This is a genomic window from Salinispora pacifica DSM 45544 (assembly GCF_000378845.1).
GTDB lineage: Bacteria > Actinomycetota > Actinomycetes > Mycobacteriales > Micromonosporaceae > Micromonospora > Micromonospora pacifica.
The window spans coordinates 3,247,005-3,259,760 of the sequence record NZ_KB905359.1 but is presented as its reverse complement, the minus strand read 5'-3'; the positions used below and the strand labels follow the sequence as shown (position 1 = coordinate 3,259,760).

Annotated in this window: 16 protein-coding genes and 1 tRNA gene; 6 read left to right on the top strand and 11 right to left on the bottom strand. The window is 69.5% G+C overall.

The window, feature by feature from the left end; genetic code table 11:
• Positions 1–2 precede the first annotated feature (2 nt).
• From SALPAC3_RS0114890 to SALPAC3_RS0114880, 3 genes are read right to left on the bottom strand one after another with little or no spacing between them, the layout of a single operon-like run.
• On the bottom strand, positions 3–662 hold the full coding sequence (locus tag SALPAC3_RS0114890; protein WP_018222018.1) for an SAF domain-containing protein: 660 nt from the start codon (positions 660–662) through the stop codon (positions 3–5).
• Positions 659–1,684: a hypothetical protein gene (locus tag SALPAC3_RS0114885; RefSeq protein WP_018222017.1), complete on the bottom strand. Its 1,026-nt coding sequence runs from the start codon at positions 1,682–1,684 to the stop codon at positions 659–661. The genes SALPAC3_RS0114890 and SALPAC3_RS0114885 overlap by 4 nt, the downstream gene beginning before the upstream one ends.
• Entirely contained in the window at positions 1,678–2,220 is a 543-nt protein-coding gene (locus SALPAC3_RS0114880; RefSeq protein ID WP_018222016.1) for a hypothetical protein, read from the bottom strand. The genes SALPAC3_RS0114885 and SALPAC3_RS0114880 overlap by 7 nt, the downstream gene beginning before the upstream one ends.
• A 369-nt stretch (positions 2,221–2,589) precedes the next feature.
• Between SALPAC3_RS0114880 and SALPAC3_RS0114875 the strand changes: the two genes are divergently transcribed.
• Positions 2,590–3,351: a prepilin peptidase gene (locus SALPAC3_RS0114875; RefSeq protein WP_018222015.1), complete on the top strand. Its 762-nt coding sequence runs from the start codon at positions 2,590–2,592 to the stop codon at positions 3,349–3,351.
• Positions 3,352–3,461: 110 nt separating this feature from the next.
• Here the strand turns inward: SALPAC3_RS0114875 and SALPAC3_RS0114870 are convergent, their stop codons facing one another.
• Both SALPAC3_RS0114870 and SALPAC3_RS0114865 read right to left on the bottom strand, forming a co-directional pair.
• A complete protein-coding gene (locus SALPAC3_RS0114870; RefSeq protein ID WP_018222014.1) occupies positions 3,462–3,653 on the bottom strand; it encodes a DUF397 domain-containing protein in 192 nt (63 codons plus the stop codon).
• Entirely contained in the window at positions 3,640–4,437 is a 798-nt protein-coding gene (locus SALPAC3_RS0114865; protein WP_018222013.1) for a helix-turn-helix domain-containing protein, read from the bottom strand. The genes SALPAC3_RS0114870 and SALPAC3_RS0114865 overlap by 14 nt, the downstream gene beginning before the upstream one ends.
• 653 nt (positions 4,438–5,090) lie before the next feature.
• Between SALPAC3_RS0114865 and SALPAC3_RS28790 the strand changes: the two genes are divergently transcribed.
• On the top strand, positions 5,091–5,429 hold the full coding sequence (locus SALPAC3_RS28790) for a hypothetical protein (RefSeq protein WP_033775023.1): 339 nt from the start codon (positions 5,091–5,093) through the stop codon (positions 5,427–5,429).
• Positions 5,430–5,485: 56 nt separating this feature from the next.
• On the opposite strand, the gene SALPAC3_RS0114855 is transcribed toward SALPAC3_RS28790, so the two are convergent.
• Positions 5,486–5,932, bottom strand: coding sequence for an NUDIX domain-containing protein (locus SALPAC3_RS0114855; RefSeq protein ID WP_018812863.1), 447 nt, complete (start codon positions 5,930–5,932; stop codon positions 5,486–5,488).
• Between the two features lie 586 nt (positions 5,933–6,518).
• Between SALPAC3_RS0114855 and SALPAC3_RS0114845 the strand changes: the two genes are divergently transcribed.
• Positions 6,519–6,836, top strand: coding sequence for a hypothetical protein (locus tag SALPAC3_RS0114845; RefSeq protein ID WP_018222009.1), 318 nt, complete (start codon positions 6,519–6,521; stop codon positions 6,834–6,836).
• A 301-nt stretch (positions 6,837–7,137) separates the two neighbouring features.
• On the opposite strand, the gene SALPAC3_RS0114840 is transcribed toward SALPAC3_RS0114845, so the two are convergent.
• The 3 genes from SALPAC3_RS0114840 to SALPAC3_RS0114830 form a co-directional block, all read right to left on the bottom strand.
• A complete protein-coding gene (locus tag SALPAC3_RS0114840; RefSeq protein ID WP_018222008.1) occupies positions 7,138–7,962 on the bottom strand; it encodes a MerR family transcriptional regulator in 825 nt (274 codons plus the stop codon).
• Positions 7,963–8,242: 280 nt separating this feature from the next.
• Positions 8,243–8,581 carry a HEAT repeat domain-containing protein gene (locus SALPAC3_RS0114835; RefSeq protein ID WP_232430505.1) on the bottom strand — a complete coding sequence of 113 codons (339 nt, stop codon included), beginning with the start codon at positions 8,579–8,581 and terminating at the stop codon, positions 8,243–8,245.
• 120 nt (positions 8,582–8,701) lie between these two features.
• A tRNA-Ser gene (locus tag SALPAC3_RS0114830) sits at positions 8,702–8,788 on the bottom strand.
• 148 nt (positions 8,789–8,936) lie between these two features.
• Between SALPAC3_RS0114830 and SALPAC3_RS0114825 the strand changes: the two genes are divergently transcribed.
• Positions 8,937–9,914, top strand: coding sequence for an NAD(P)H-quinone oxidoreductase (locus SALPAC3_RS0114825; protein ID WP_018222006.1), 978 nt, complete (start codon positions 8,937–8,939; stop codon positions 9,912–9,914).
• Here the strand turns inward: SALPAC3_RS0114825 and soxR are convergent.
• A complete protein-coding gene (soxR, locus tag SALPAC3_RS0114820) occupies positions 9,911–10,348 on the bottom strand; it encodes a redox-sensitive transcriptional activator SoxR (RefSeq protein WP_018222005.1) in 438 nt (145 codons plus the stop codon). The genes SALPAC3_RS0114825 and soxR overlap by 4 nt on opposite strands.
• 46 nt (positions 10,349–10,394) lie before the next feature.
• On the opposite strand from soxR, the gene SALPAC3_RS0114815 reads away from it, so the two are divergent.
• Both SALPAC3_RS0114815 and SALPAC3_RS0114810 read left to right on the top strand, forming a co-directional pair.
• A complete protein-coding gene (locus tag SALPAC3_RS0114815) occupies positions 10,395–11,123 on the top strand; it encodes a thiamine pyrophosphate-dependent enzyme (RefSeq protein WP_018812867.1) in 729 nt (242 codons plus the stop codon).
• On the top strand, positions 11,123–12,013 hold the full coding sequence (locus SALPAC3_RS0114810; RefSeq protein ID WP_018222003.1) for a transketolase family protein: 891 nt from the start codon (positions 11,123–11,125) through the stop codon (positions 12,011–12,013). The genes SALPAC3_RS0114815 and SALPAC3_RS0114810 overlap by 1 nt, the downstream gene beginning before the upstream one ends.
• 137 nt (positions 12,014–12,150) lie before the next feature.
• Here SALPAC3_RS0114810 and SALPAC3_RS0114805 read toward each other — a convergent pair whose 3' ends face one another.
• Complete coding sequence (locus SALPAC3_RS0114805; protein ID WP_018222002.1) at positions 12,151–12,726, bottom strand: hypothetical protein; 576 nt, start codon at positions 12,724–12,726, stop codon at positions 12,151–12,153.
• Between the last annotated feature and the right edge of the window lie 30 nt (positions 12,727–12,756).

Sequence of the window (12,756 nt, the reverse complement as noted above, 5' to 3'; positions counted from 1 at the left end):
GCTCAGGCCGCCTCGGTGAGCACGATGGCGATCCGGTCCTGGGCCACCAGCGCCGCCACCGCCGGCACGTCCCGTACGGCGAGCGCCAGGTAGACCACCATCTCGTCGTCGTTTCCGACGATGTTGGCGTCGATCACGGTGGCCTCGAATCGGGTCGCCGTGGTGACCGGCCGGTCATCGTTGCCGGCCGGGGTGCTGACCAGGGACACCTTGTCCCCGGGGTGCAGTTGGCGGGCCGGCGCCTGGGCCAGGTCCAGGCCCACCGAGAGCTGCTGCTGGCCGGGGGTGAGCAGCGGTTTGTCGGTGAGCTGCTCCATGGTGAGCAGCGTTCCGGGGACGAGCGACACCTTCGCCCGTTTCCCGACCACGTCGCCCTGCCGCCCGGCCGGCACCGGGGAGAGCCCCGCCCCACCGGCGACCTGCACGGTCACCAGGTCGTCGGCGCTGACCACCCGGCCGACCTCGACCGGTCGGGCCACCGCCAGGTAGCTGCCGGTGGCGCGGACCGCGTTGACGGCGAAGGCCGAACCGAGCCCGCCGAGGGCGATCAGGAGGACGGCGAGGCCGAGCAGGCCGGGGCGCATCCGGCGCTGCCGGAGCACCTTCGGCGGGGTGATCGGGGCGTCGGCTGTCGCCGCTGCGTTGCTGGTCGCGAGGCTCACTGGGTTACCACCTGAAGCTCATCGATCTCGATCGTCACGGTGCCGCTGGTCCGGGTGACCTCGAAGCTTCCGCTCTCGCCGCCGCCGCTCCAGCTCACCGTCCAGTGCGTGGTCGCCTGGATCTGGTACGTGCCGGGCTCCGGGTAGCCGCTGTGGTAGCCGCAGTCCGGGGAGCGCTTTCCGGCCAGTGAGCTATCCGACTCGTACGCCGTTCCGGGGCCGGAGCAGGTCACCTTGGTGCCGTTGCCCATGTCCCAGCGCACCCGGGTGACTTCCGCCGCGATCTGAACGGTCAACCCACGGTCGCTGGCGGAGGCCTGCTGCGGGCCGAAGTAGTGGCGGGGCTGGCCGGAACCGGCCGTGCTGGCCCACATCCACACCGGCAGGCCGACCAACCCGGAGCCGATGCGCCGGCGGGGGGCGACGGCCACCCGCGGTGGGAGCAGGTCGATCGAGGCGAGCGCCGCCCGGGCCAGTTCCGCCGGGTCGGGCGGGGTGCCGAAGCCGGGCGGCGGGGCGTCGAGCAGCTCCGTCCGCTGCGAGCCGAGGTCGCCCCCGTTGCAGGTCAGCACATACCAGTCGAAGCCGTCCGGGGTGCCCTCGGGCCGGGGCTCGATCAGCTTGTAGTAGCAGCCGTCACCGTTGTGAAACCAGCCGAGCACCTCGTCGTAGCAGGGGACGACCTCGCCGTCCCACTGGCACGTCGCACTGCCACCGCCACCGCCGTCACCGGGGCCACCATCTCCCGGGCCACCGCCGTGCCCGGGCTCGTCGTCCCAGACCTCGCAGGTGGTCTGCGAGGGTGGGCAGATCACATCCGGCGGATCAGCAGCCGACGCGGCGGCGACGGGCGGCATAGCGACAACAGCCGGTGCGGCGGCGGCCGGTGCGGCGAGAACGGGTGGCGCGGCGGCGACTGGTGCGGCGGCAGCGGCCAGGCCGGTGGTGATCAACGCTGCCAGCCCCCCGGTGACCAGCGCCGGCAGCGGGGTGCGGCGCAATCGGGCGGCCCAGGTCAGCATGGCTGGTCCTCATGGGCGGCCCCGGTGTTGACCAGCCAGCGGCCATCCGGGTATCGGGCCACGGTCACGGTGGCCAGATGTCGGGTGCTCTGGCCACCGGGGACGACCCGCTCGTCTTCCGCGTAGACCAGCCGCCAGCCGGTTGCGTCGAGGCAGTCCTGGATCTCGACGATGGCCGGGACACTCACGAGGTCCACTGCGGTCACGACGGGGTCCGAACGGAGGGTGCCGATGCGGATGGCGCCGTGCTCTTTGGCGGTGCGGATGGTGAACCGAACTCGGGTCAACAACGGGTCGGCCAGGTAGGTGGTGAGTTCCGGGTGGTGTGGGTCGCTGTCGCCACTCGCTTCCTGGGCCACCGCGAGATATCCGGAATAGGCGGCGAGCGCGGCTCTCCGAGCATTTCGCTCGTCCACTTCCCCCGACGCCGGGGCAGGTTGATCAACCACGCCCACCGTCTCGACCGGTGCTTCCCGGCCGGCTCCGCAGCCGGCCACAGCAGCCAACACCGCGCCCACCACCAGGTACGCCGACACGCCCCTGCGCTGCCTTCCTCGCACTGTCCCGACCCTCCTCGTCGACCTCCACCGGGCGGTCGCTACCCGGTGAATCCGGACATGCGGAAGCGCGGCCGGATGCTGTCATCCGGGCCCCATACAAGGCATCCGCATTTACCGTTACCGACTTGTAAGAAAGATGACTCCCACCCCGCCCGCAGTTTCTTGATCGAATGGTTGCAGGGTCGCATTGCACTCAATGGGCGAGCATAGGCTGACGACAGCCGATGCAACAGGGGCAATTCAGGTGAACACGCTCAGTAATGAGAGGTGGTGGGACGTGGAGCCCTCGGGTCAGGTCAGTCGAGACCAAAGAGCCGCCCAGCAATTACTGTCCGTATTCAGCCGATGGAGTTCGCCGTGACGGTGACCGGTTCCCGCCATGCGGCACCCCGCTCACTGCTGGCCGCGCTCACGATCACCCCGGTGCTCCGGCTCGCCGCCGTACGGCACTCCGTACCGGTGGGGGTGACGGCCCGGCTCGGATGCGACGCCTGCGGCGCCCCGATCAGCCTGACCCAACCGGGGCCGGCGATCGGGCCGCGCGCCCGGTGCGGCGGGTGCGGCGCGAGGGTCGGCCCCCCACCTGGCACGGTGGAGGTCGCCGCGCTCGCCGCCGGCCTGATGCTGCTGCTGGCCGGCGGGCCCATCATCGAGCTGGCCGCCATGGCCTGGTGGCTCGGCTGGGCGGTGCCGCTCGCCTTCGTTGACGCCGCGGTGCACCGGCTACCGGACCGACTCACCGGCCCCGCCACACTCGGCACCTGGCTGCTGCTCGGACTGGCCGCGACCCTCGACACCGGGTACGCCCCCTGGCTGCGCGCCACCGCCGCCGGGCTCGGCCTTGGCCTGCTCTTCGCCACCAGCACCCTCCTGCTCGGCCGGCGGGGCTTCGGGCTCGGCGACGCGAAGCTCGCGGTCGGGGTGGGTCTGCTCCTGGGCTGGCACGGCTGGCCCTTTCTGGTGCTCGGGCTGCTACTCGCATTCGCCCTCGCCGCTGTGACCGCCCTGGCGCTGCTCGCCACCGGGCGGGCCCGCTGGTCCAGCCACCTGCCCTTCGGCCCGTTCCTCCTGCTCGCCACCCCGACCACGCTCCTGCTCACCGGGTGACGGGAGAGTGGACGACGAAGCGCCCGTCCCCCTGAAAATCTGCCAGGTGGGGGACGGGCGCAGGTCGGGTCGACACCCGGATCGGGATGACCTCGCTGGTGCCGCGGTGGTCAGTCGCGGCCGGGCAACTGGGCGACGAACGCCCGCCACGCCCCCGGCCCGAACACCAGCGCCGGCCCGGTCGGGTCCTTGGAATCCCGCACCCCGACGATGCCCGGAAGGTTGCCGGCGACCTCGACGCACTCACCGCCGCTCGTGCCGCTGCGAGTGGACTTCTTCCAGCGAGCGTTACTGAGGTTCATGCAGGTACTCCGCTTCTTTGATCAGCGCGACCGATGAGGCTTGCGGGAGGGCAACGCCTCGCACGCACTCCCACCTGGTCTGAAGGGTAACTATCTCTTCCTCGGCATTGACAGGGTCGCCGGCAAGCTGGTTTTCCAGATAGCCGACCCAGCCTCCATCCAGGATCATCGCTAGGGCGAGCGGACCGGAGAGTCCCACGTGCAGGCCCGCGGCCATGGGAATCACGTGAATGTGGAGGTACGGCAGCTCCGCCATCCGGAGCAGATGCGCGAGCTGCTCGGCCATGATGGCGTCCCCGAGCCGCAGCGCTCCCTCGTTGATGACGGCCACGACCTGCGGCGGTCGGTCGCGGGTCAGGATCTTCTGCCGCTCCAGCCGAGCCGAGACCTGCTGCTCCACCTCGAACTCGGGCCGGGTGTCGTCGAACCGCAGGACCGTGCGGGCATAGTTCTCGGTCTGGAGCAGGCCCGGAATCAGATTCGGGTGAAAGTAGCGGAGTTGCCGCGCGACCGCCTCGGCCTCCAGCCAGGGCTTGAACCAGGCCGGCTGCTCGTCCCGGTGCGCCAACCGCAGCAGCGACTCGAAGAGGCCGCCGGTCTCCAGGATCTCGTCCGCCCGACACGCGTACGGCAGGTCAGTCATCCGGGTGCCGGTCTCCACCGCCGACACGGTCGATGCCGAGTAGTTCGTTCGACGCCCGAACTCCTCCTGGCTCATGCCGGCGAGCGCCCGTTGTCGACGGAGCTGCACCCGGATGAGATCAGCGGCACGTTCAGATTCCATCGGCCCTCCAGAGATTCTTCTAGATCGCCACACCACGCCAGCCCATCAAGCAAGATCGCCAAGCGCCGCCAGTCGGGTTGCCAAGATCGCCAAGCGCCGCCAGAAAATGAGCAAGATCGCCAGACGTCGCCAGCCCTACCAGCAAGATCGCCAAGCTTCGCCAGGAAAAGAGCACGATCGCCAGACCCTCGCCAGGATCAGCATGAAGCCCTTCCGCCGCCAGGTGGTTAACACCCAGAGTGAATTGAGACGGCGTGAGCCGGTGGAGGACTTTCCCGCCGGAGGCGCCTGTCGGACCGCCCCCACCCCCCGCGCTGTCAGTGGGGGCGGTCCTCCACCAACATCAAGGAGGTCCAAATGCGAATCCGCTGGTTTGGTTGGCGTCGGAGGAACGCCGCACCGCCCCGCCCGCACGGCACGAATGCGCCGTACCGCGCAGGCGGGGTGCACCGAGCAGGCGGAGCACACCGGGCAGGCAGATCACCGCGCAGCAATGCGCCGTACCGGGCAAGCGGGCCACACCGGGGAAGCGGGCCTGGCCGCCCAGCGAACCTGCCGACGTGGATGACCCAACCCACCCTCGCCGAACCCCAACCCGGACGCGTCGGCCGGCTCACCCCCGCCCAACAATGGCGCGCCAACGGAGGCCGCTGGTGAACCCCCACCACCTCCCCCAACCACGACTCGGCCCCCACCCCCAACACCCACACCACCACACCAGAAACCAACCACCCCACACACCCCTACGACCCACCTGGACCTGCCGCGCCTGCGGCCACCCCTGGCCCTGCGCCGAAGCCCGCCTCCTCCTCACCNCCCAATACNACACCCGACANTCAANCCTNTCGATCTACCTCGCCGGACTCTGCTACGAAGCCATGCACGACCTCTACCACCTCAACCCCCACGACGCACCACACCCCCGCGACCTATTCGAACGCTTCGTCGCCTGGGGGCCGTTCCGGCGGTCGGCACGGAAGCTCCCGGATTGATGCTCCGACGCCGGGCGAGTCGTAGGGACCGTGGTCGGCGCTGCCAGCAGCAGCGATCAACCGGCCCGGACCAGCTGTCGGTACTCCGTGGAGCCCAGGAAGCGCGGCACGATCGCCGCGTAAGCCCGCCCGAACTCCAGGGTGAGCACGTCGGCCCGGTCGACGAATCGCATCGCCGCCCCCTCCCCACACACCACATCCGCATCGCTGGCGTTGGTCGGCGCGTAGAAGATTGAAAACTCACCGACCGTGCCGGGGAATCGCCCTGCCGGAGCCAGGCCCCGCCAGAACAGGCGCAGCTCATCGACTTTGAGACCAGTCTCCTCGTGGAGCTCTCGATGGGCAGCCACCAGCGGATCCTCACCCGGATCCAGGTGACCACCAGGTAGCGACCATCGATGCGGATCCACTTTGGTGTTCCCGTCCCGAAGCTGCAGCAACAACCGACCCTGAGGATCAGTCAAGATCACGCCCGCGATTCGTACGTCCACTCGCGCCACCATCCGTGCAGCCTAATCGAGCTGGGCTATCTGCATGACCACCGTGATCAGCCCTCCGAACGGAATGAACCCTCGTCACACCCGGCGCCTACCGCGAGGCGCACCTCAACCTGTCGTCCCTCGGTCCAGATCATCAGCGGTACGCACTCCGGACTCGCCACCCAGGTGCGGCCGGTGAACACTGACCATTCTGCCGAAGTGCTCGTAGCGGGGCAGGCGTCCACCTGCACGCTAGTCACCGGTGTGGCGGCGTTGTCCCAGCCGATGCGGACGCGGTCCTCCCATCCCGGTGCCACCTGCACCACCACGGCCGCCCCGGCCCGCACGTACCGGCCCCACCTGGCGAAGAGACGAGTCGACCGCCCTTCCATACGAGGACTGCCGATCCAACCCTTCACCACGGTCGGAGCGAAAGCTGATGTCCGAACACGACACAAGGCTTGAGGAGACGCGAATATCTTCCTACGTTTACATCCGCGCCAAACACGACGGTGACTGTCTTGAATGCACCGCGCGGCAAGGCCGTCGTCGGCTCCAGGACAGATGGGGAGGCAGAGCACATGCGGAGGTCTAACTACGCGGTGATGAGGTGAGTCGCCTCCTCCCGTTCATCGTGGGCGGCGCACTGCTCGGTGCCGTCGCCGGACTCTCCTTCGGGCTGGGTAACTACACGGCCACCTGGATCGTCTGGCTCCTGTACCTCGGCGTGGTCGAAGTGACGGCGGTGCTCAACAGTCGCGACGGTGACACCCTGTCCGAGCACGTCTGGTTGTGGTTCGGCATGCAGCGCCGCAAGCCCGGTGAGCCTGCCCGAAAGGTCACGGGCTGGGTGTGGCTGCGGCGCTTCGCACTGCTGGCGTTCGTGACCTGGCTCGCCCTTCACTTCCTCACCGGGGGCCTCGTCTGACCGCCTGATTCCGCCAAGTCCAGGATCCCGACGGAAGCACCCTCGCACTGGAAGCCGACAACTGACGGCTAATCCAAGATCCAGCTCCGCAGGTCCGAAAACACCTCGGCACTGCCGAGAACAGCGATGACAGCAGACACGCAGAGCGCCACGAAACGCCGTGAATGCCTCGCTGAGTCCGCTCGCACTCGCCGAGCGGAAGAGGTCGGCGTACGGGTCGCTGCCGTGCCAGGGGTAGCCGTGCCGCCGGAACGCGGTGGCGACCGGTCTCGGGGGTGGCGGGGAGTTGCTGGCCGCCCGATCAGCGCGGCGTCTTGTCGATGGGGAACTGGACTTCGGTGAGCAGCTCAGCGGGCCTGACCGTTTGCGGGTCGTTGAGGTAGACCTCGCGCGGTGGGCCCGCTGGATGAATACCCTCCTGCTCGATCCAGCCGGTGACGACGTGGTAAGCGGGGCTGATCTCCTGGTATGGCCCTCGGTGGACGGTGGTGGCGACCGGGCCGCCGGGGAGCTCACGGTAGCGGACCGGGTCGCCGGGTAGGACGGTGCCGGCCGGGACCGGGATGCAGATCTCGATGTCGCCGTTGGTCTGTTCGTCGATGACGTCGTGGTAGATGACGAACGGCTTCCCGTTGGACTCGGCGCCGGCGTTGCCGATGGCGTCGACGACCGTGCCGAAGCCACGGCCCATATCGGCACCGATCGCATTGAGGCTGGTGTGCAGGGTGAGGCTGGCCACCGGAATGGTGGCGGCTTCCTTCACGATGACGTCATAGGGCATGACACGTCCTCCTCGATCGATGAGTGCTTGGAGGAAGCGCAGCATCTGCTCCTGCTCGGCGAGCCGGGCCCGCAACCGCTCCCGATGCGCGACGAGGCGTTTGCCGGTCAGTTCCGGGTCGTCGTCGGCGAGTAGGTCACGGATGTCCGCGATCGGCATGTCGATTGCGCGTAGCATCCGGATCGCCTCGGCCCGCTCGGCCTGGGCCCGCCGGTAGTAGCGGTAGCCCGAGGACGGGTCGACCCAAGCGGGTGCGAGCAGGCCCTGCTCGTTGTAGAAGCGCAGGGCCTTGACTGACAGCCGGCTCATCCGGGAGAAACGCCCAATCGGGATCAGGTCGTCCATGCTCGGTTCCTCCGTTCCGCACCGATGCTGGAGTCTCCCCTGGCGGGAGAGTCAAGCCTGGGACGGCGGTTCGGCGGGTCGCGGGCCAATTCCAGAACGGCCCGGCTGTACAGACGTCAACGGTCGGCCCGATCCGCTGCGACGGGACCTGGCGCAGGAGTTGGTCGACGTTGGCCAGGAGCCGCCCGCACTGGGCGCGGACCGAACATCAGGCCCGGCGCCGTTCTAGGCCCCGGCGGAAGCCCATACGCAATTATTTCGTAATCTGGCCGTTGAAGGGTCAGTCGTTGAGTCCGTTGCATCGCGCTTTCCACAGCTCTCGCCGTGCCTGTTTGGTGTTGAGGCGCTTCAGTCCAATGACAGCCCAAGACCGGAATGACTCGTCGTCGCTGTATAGTTGTTCGGTGAGTAATGGCAGCGCTTGGGATGAGCGGGCTTCGCCGATGAGTTCGAGCAGCCAGCAGCGCAAGCCGTGGCCGTTTCGTTCCTGAGCGAACTCAGCGATGAGTTCGTCAAGGTGGTCGGCGGCGTGAGGAAGTAGGAGGCCGAAGCCGTCTTCCATGGCTTGTGGATCATGACGGTGCATGAGCCACATGGCCCGCTCGAACCGCTTAGTCATGGCGGTGAGGCTAGCTGACCAGTGGCATGCGGCAACCCCGAGCGAGACTGATTCGATTTTCCTAGCCTCGCCCCTAGCCGGCGTGTTCGCTGGCCAGGGGGCGTTTGCTGTCCAGGTGGGCGGAGGGTGTGGGATTCGAACCCACGAAGACATCACTGCCTTACCGGTTTTCAAGACCAGCGCCATCGGCCACTAGGCGAACCCTCCCGGCGTGCCGCCCCGCGGGGCGGCGACGGTGCCCAGTCTGCCACGCCGGCCCGGCCGATGAGCAGGCGCGCCCACCGACACGCCGTCCATAGTGGGTATGAACGGTATGGGCTCCCCGGTGGGTACCGACGTCGGGTAGACAGGGACCATGCAGGCGATCACGATCCAGGAGTTCGGCGGGCCCGAGACGTTGGTCTGGACCGAGGTGCCCGATCCGGTGCCCGGCCCCGGCGAGGTGATCATCGACGTACGGGCCAGCGCGGTCAACCGGGCCGACGTGCTGCAACGGCAGGGCCACTATCCGCCGCCCCCGGACGCGTCCCCGTACCCCGGCCTGGAGTGCTCCGGGGTGATCAGCGCGGTCGCCGACGACGTGTCCGGTTGGGCGGTGGGGCAGCCGGTCTGCGCGCTGCTGGCCGGTGGCGGGTACGCGGAGCGGGTGGCGGTGCCGGCCGGTCAGCTGCTGCCGGTGCCGGACGGCGTGGACCTGGTGGACTCGGCAGCCCTGCCCGAGGTGGCCTGCACGGTCTGGTCGAATGTGGCACGGCTGGCCCGACTGACCGCTGGGGAGACACTGCTGGTGCACGGCGGCGGCAGCGGGATCGGCACCTTCGCGATCCAGCTCGGCGCGGCCCTCGGGGCGACGGTGCTGGTGACCGCGCGGTTGGCCAAGCACGACCGGCTGCGTGAACTAGGCGCCGCCCACACGATCGACTATCGGGAGCAGGACTTCGTCGAGGAGGTCCGTCAGGTCACCGGCGGCCGGGGCGCGAACGTGATCCTTGACATCATCGGCGCTGCCTACCTGGAACGAAACATGGCCGCGCTGGCCATTGGCGGACGGCTGATGGTGATCGGCATGCAGGGAGGCCGGAAGGCGGAGCTGGATCTGGGCGCGTTGTTGGTGAAGCGGGCGACGGTGGCCGCGACCGCGCTGCGGCCCCTCCCACTGGCCGAGAAGGCGGAGATCGTCCAGGGGGTACGCGAGCAGGTGTGGCCGCTGATCGTGGCCGGCCAGGTTCACCCGGTCGTGGACCGCCGGCTGCCGATAACCGACGTGGCCGAGGCCCACCGGCGCGTCGAGTCGAACCAGCACGTCGGCAAGGTGCTGCTGACCGTCGGCTAGCGCGGCATCGCCAGGCGCGCACCGGGACCCTCGTCGGCGACCTGGTCGCCCGGGTTGCTGAGAATGCAGCGGCGCAACGACAGGCACCCGCAGCCGATACACCCGTCGAGGTCGTCCCGGATCCGGGTCAGGAGCGTGATCTTCTCGTCCAGCCGGTTCCGCCACAGTTGGGAGAGTTGGGTCCAGTCCTCCGGGGTCGGGGTCCGGGCGGCCGGCAGGGATTCGAGCGCCTCGCGGATCTCCTCCAGCGAGATGCCGACCTGTTGGGAGATCCGGATGAACGCCACCCGGCGCAGTTCACTGCGCGCGTACCGGCGTTGGTTGCCGCCGGTGCGGTCGGCTCGGAGCAGCCCGATCCGCTCGTAGTAGCGCAGGGCGGATGACGCCACGCCACTGCGTGCGGAGAGCTGGCCGATGGTCAATAACTCCTGCATCACGTCACCTTGAGCTGAAGTGGGCTTCAAGTTGCAGGCTAGCCACATGACAGCCACCACGACCACCGCAGCGATCGCCGAGGCCGCCGCGCCGCTCGACGGCCAACCGCCGGTCGCGCCCCTGCTGGAGCGGATCCGAGCCGGCCGGGAGTTCGGCACGAACGTCTACTCCACCATCGACGTGCTCCAGGTGCTCTACCACCGCGTCCTGCGGGTCCACCCGACGACCGTTGACGACCCGGACCGGGACCGGTTCCTGCTCTCCAAGGGGCATGCGGTCGCCGGCTACTACGCGGTGCTCGCCGCCGCGCAGTTCATCCCCGCCGACTGGCTCGACGACCAGGGTGGGCCGGCGAGTCGGCTCGGCGAGCACCCCGACCGGATGCTCGTGCCCGGCGTGGAGATCGGCTCCGGATCGCTCGGCCACGGCCTCGGCCTCGGCGTCGGAACCGCGCTCGGGCTACTCGCCCAGGGCCGGCTCGAACCCCGGGTGTACGTGCTGCTCGGCGACGCCGAACTGGATGAGGGTTCCAACCACGAGGCGATCACCTACGCCGGTACGAACGGCCTGGCCAACCTCACCGCGATCGTGATCGACAACGCCTCCGCCACCCACGGCTGGCCAGGCGGACCGGCAGCCCGGTTCACCGTGGACGGCTGGACCGCGGCGACCGTCGACGGACGCGACCACGACGCCCTGCACGCCGCCCTGACCGGGCATGACGGCAACCGGCCCCACGTTGTCGTGGCGGTCGTCAACCCCAAGGAGGACTAGTGCGCGACACCTTCGTCGACACCACCACCGCGCTGCTCGCCGACGACCCGCGTACCGCGCTGGTGCTGGCCGACATCTCCGCCGCCCTCTTCGCCCCGGCGGCGGACCGGCACCCGGACCGGGTGCTGAACGTCGGAATCCGGGAACAGTTGATGGTCGGGGTGGCCGGCGGGCTCGCGTTGACCGGCCTGCGGCCGATCGTGCACACCTACGCGCCGTTCCTGGTCGAGCGGGCGTACGAGCAGCTCAAGCTCGACCTGGATCACCAGGATGCGAGCGCGGTGCTGGTCAGCGTGGGTGCCTCGTACGACCGCCCCGAGGCGGGCCGGACCCACCTGTCGCCGGCGGATGTCTCGTTGATCGACACCCTGCACGGCTGGACGGTGCACGTGCCCGGCCACCCCGGTGAGGTGGCGCCGCTGCTGCGGACGGCGGTAGCCGCGGAGACCTCGGCGTACCTGCGGCTGTCGGTGCTGAGCAACGAGCGGCCGTTGGGCGGCGACGGAGCGTTGCGGGTGGTGCGGGACGCCGGGCCGGGAGCACCCCTGGTGGTGGCCGTCGGACCGACCCTGGACGCGGCCACCGCAGGGCTGGCCGACCTGCCCGTCACCGTGGCGTACACCAACCGGCCGCGGCCGTTCGACACCGCCGGGCTGCGCGACCGGGCCGGCACCGACGTGATCCTGGTCGAGCCCTACCTCGCCGGGACCTCCAGCCGGGTGGTCTCGGCGGCGCTGGCGGACCGCCCACACCGGCTTCTGGCACTCGGCGTCGGGCGCGAAGAACTCCGGCGGTACGGGTCGACCGACGACCACACCCACTGGCATGGCCTGGACGCGTCTGGGCTGCGGCGATCGGTGCTGGACTTCGTCTCACCAGCGCGGCGCTGACCTTCCGTCTCGGCGGTCAACGGGGGCTCGGCCGGGTCAACGGGGGCTCGGCCAGGACAACGGGGGCTCAGCGGAGCGCTCGGCCGGGACAGCGGCGGCTCGGCGGTCAGCGCGCCGAGCCGCCGCCGGCGGGTGAACTACTCGCTCTTGGGCAGCACGATCAATCGGGCCGCACCGTTCTCCCCGTTCTTCGTGCCGGCCACGCCCAGCACCCGGCCAACCTCAACCGCCTCCGGCTGAACCGTTTGGCGGCGCTCCACCACCCGCAGCTCCGGCCCGAAGGTCCAGGTCATCTCAAAGCCATCCGACGACCGAACGGTCATCTCCCGCCCATCGACAGCGACCACCTCGCCACGTTGGACCGCCACCGTCCTCGGACCGTCCTCTTTCGTCTGCACCACGACCTCGCCGTACATGGCGTTCTTCCGCAGCAGCACCCGGGCCGGCCGCCGCTTGCGCCACTCTTCGGCCCGTTCCTTCCGGCCCGGCTCCGCGTCCGAAGACGGTGCGTTTGACGCGGCGGCGGGCACCACCTCCAGCTCGACGGGGTCCAGGCCCAGCGCGGCCAGCGCCTGACCCTCCACGCCCAACGCCGCGGCGACCTCGACGGCCTGCTCTCCGCCCGGCCCGGTCACCTGGGCCGCGCCGCAGCCGCTGAGCCCGAGCGTGACTGCCGCGAACAGCGTGGTGGCGGCGACTCCCCAACGTGCCATGACTCTCCCTCTCATCCCTGTGGGTGGGAG